The organism is Muriicola sp. (assembly GCF_049669965.1).
Taxonomy (GTDB): domain Bacteria; phylum Bacteroidota; class Bacteroidia; order Flavobacteriales; family Flavobacteriaceae; genus Muriicola.
This window is the reverse complement of the sequence record NZ_JBATLB010000159.1, coordinates 1-2472: the sequence shown is the minus strand read 5'-3', so window position 1 is coordinate 2472 and position 2472 is coordinate 1. Positions and strand designations below refer to the sequence as shown.

Annotated in this window: 4 protein-coding genes; 3 read left to right on the top strand and 1 reads right to left on the bottom strand. The window is 39.8% G+C overall.

What is annotated here, in order from left to right; all coding sequences use genetic code 11:
• Window positions 1–697: PhoH family protein (locus WBM49_RS08615; RefSeq protein WP_424371648.1), on the bottom strand; the 697-nt coding region annotated here is incomplete at its 3' end.
• A 125-nt stretch (window positions 698–822) separates the two neighbouring features.
• On the opposite strand from WBM49_RS08615, the gene WBM49_RS08610 reads away from it, so the two are divergent.
• The 3 genes from WBM49_RS08610 to WBM49_RS08600 all read left to right on the top strand — a co-directional run.
• Window positions 823–1653, top strand: coding sequence for an SAM hydrolase/SAM-dependent halogenase family protein (locus tag WBM49_RS08610; RefSeq protein ID WP_424371647.1), 831 nt, complete (start codon window positions 823–825; stop codon window positions 1651–1653).
• On the top strand, window positions 1654–1950 hold the full coding sequence (locus WBM49_RS08605; RefSeq protein ID WP_424371646.1) for a putative quinol monooxygenase: 297 nt from the start codon (window positions 1654–1656) through the stop codon (window positions 1948–1950). It abuts the gene before it with no gap.
• A 5-nt stretch (window positions 1951–1955) separates the two neighbouring features.
• Window positions 1956–2472 (top strand): ABC transporter permease subunit (locus WBM49_RS08600; protein WP_424371645.1); only part of this gene is annotated, 517 nt, incomplete at its 3' end.

The window sequence follows — 2472 nt, the reverse complement described above, 5'->3', positions numbered from 1 at the left end:
CATCTAAGATCACAAAAGCATGATCCAGGGTTCTACCCCTCATAAAAGCCATGGGTGCAATTTGAATGGTACCATTTTCAATATACAGCGCCAACTTTTCACTGGGGATCATATCTCGAAGGGCGTCGTAAAGTGGTTGCATATAGGGATCTAATTTCTCTTTCAGATCCCCTGGCAAAAAGCCAAGGTTCTCCCCTGCTTCCACAGCCGGTCTTGTTAAAATGATCCTTTTAACCTCTTTGTTTTTTAGCGCCCTTACAGCCAGTGCTACCCCTGTATAGGTCTTCCCTGTTCCTGCGGGACCGATGGCAAAGACCATGTCGTTTTTACCCATTGCATCTACCAATCTACGCTGATTTACAGTTTGGGCTTTAATATACCTGCCACTTACTCCGTGAACTAGAACCTCATTGCTTTGAGCCGGTGACGCATAATCTTCTTTGTCATTACTGGTTAAAACACGCTCAATCACATTTTCATCCAGCTTGTTATACTTGGCAAAATGTGCCGTTAGCATATGAAAACGCTTATCAAACTCGTCTAAGAGTTGGTCATCTCCAAAGACTTTGATCTTGCTGCCTCTGGCTACGATCTTGAGTTTAGGGAAATATTTTTTTAGAAGGTCAATATGTTCGTTCTGATGTCCAAAGAATTCTCTCGGATTAATTTCGGTGAGTTCTAGTGTAAGTTCGTTCAATGAAGTTATGAGTTATGTAGATGGGATGAATATAAATTTCGAAACGCTGATTTTTTGTTTAATTTTGACACACAAACTTAAGAATAAAACAGTTTGATGCTCCAAAAAAATATCAACAGTCTTTCATGGCGATCATAACATTAACTACAGATTTTGGACATAAAGACCATTTTGTAGGCGCAATTAAAGGAACCATTTATAATGAATTGGAAGATGCTAAAATTGTTGATATTTCACATGCCATAAGTCCTTTTAATATTCAGGAGTGTGCCTATATCCTTAAAAACTCCTACAAAGCGTTTCCAAAAGGAACCATACATATTGTAGGCGTGGATGCCGAATGTACTGCAGAAAATCAGCATCTCGCGGTATATGTGGACGGGCATTACTTCATCCTGGCTAATAATGGCGTTAGCAGTTTAATCACTTCGGAGATCAAACCAGACAAGGTGGTGGAATTAAAGATCCCAAATCCTCAACCGGGTGCTTTTCCGGTATTGGAGGTCTTTGTGAAAGTAGCCTGTCATATAGCCCGTGGGGGCACCCTGGAAGTTGTTGGTAAAAAATTCGATGATCTCAGGGAGTTAAAGGAATTTGCACCCAGAATCACCAATGAAGGGAATTCTATTGCGGGAAGTGTTATTTATATTGATAACTACGGAAATGTGGTCACCAACATTCAAAAGAGTTTGTTTGAAGCATATCGCAAGGGACGAGAATTTGAATTGCTGGCCAGGAATAAAAAGATCACAAAAATGGTCAATAACTATAGTGAGATTATCGATTTTGATCTGGAAAAGCAGCAGCGCAAAGGGCCTGGAGACCTGCTGGCATTATTTAATTCCGCGAATTATATTGAGCTGGCGATCTATAAGAGTGATCCTAACACAGTTGGAAGCGCCTCCTCTTTACTGGGATTGGATTATAGAGACACCGTGATCATAAACTTTAAATAAATGATAATTCGTATCGTGAAGCTTATCTTCAAAAATGAAAATATTTCTAATTTTGAAGAAATTTTTGAAGCTTCCAAAGAAGTGATAAGAGGGTATGAAGGTTGTTCCCTTGTTGAATTATATCAGGATGTAAATGACCCCTGTATTTTCTTTACCTATAGTCATTGGGAAACGGAAGAACATTTGCTGGCCTATCGGAAATCCGACTTCTTTAAGGAAGTATGGGGCCGTACCAAATTACTTTTTGATGACAGGCCTGAAGCATGGAGTGTTCATAAAATTCACAGCTTAAACTAAATTCTATGTTTGCCATCTTTAAAAAAGAACTCACTTCCTTTTTTACTACAGCCACAGGCATACTGGCGTTGGGTTTGTTTCTGACTCTCAATGGGTTGGTGTTATGGGTTTTTAAAGGTCCGTTTAACATTTTCGATTATGGATTTGCGGATCTGTCCGCATTTTTCATGCTATCGCCCTATATTTTTTTGTTTTTAATTCCTGCGCTGAGCATGAAGAGTTTTTCGGAGGAAAAAAAATTAGGCACCCTGGAACTGCTGCTTATGAAGCCTATGAGCCCCTGGAAATTAGTCTTGGGAAAATTCTTTGGGATCTGGGTACTGGGCGTTATCGCTTTAATACCCACCTTGGTCTATGTTTGGTGTATATCAGTTTTAGGAACAGAAACCGGAAATTTTGATGGCGGATTAGTCATAGGTGCCTACCTCGGTATGATATTATTGCTAACCGCATATACAAGTATTGGAATCTTTGCCTCTACCCTGTCCGATAATCAGATCGTTGCCTTTCTAACAGCCATTC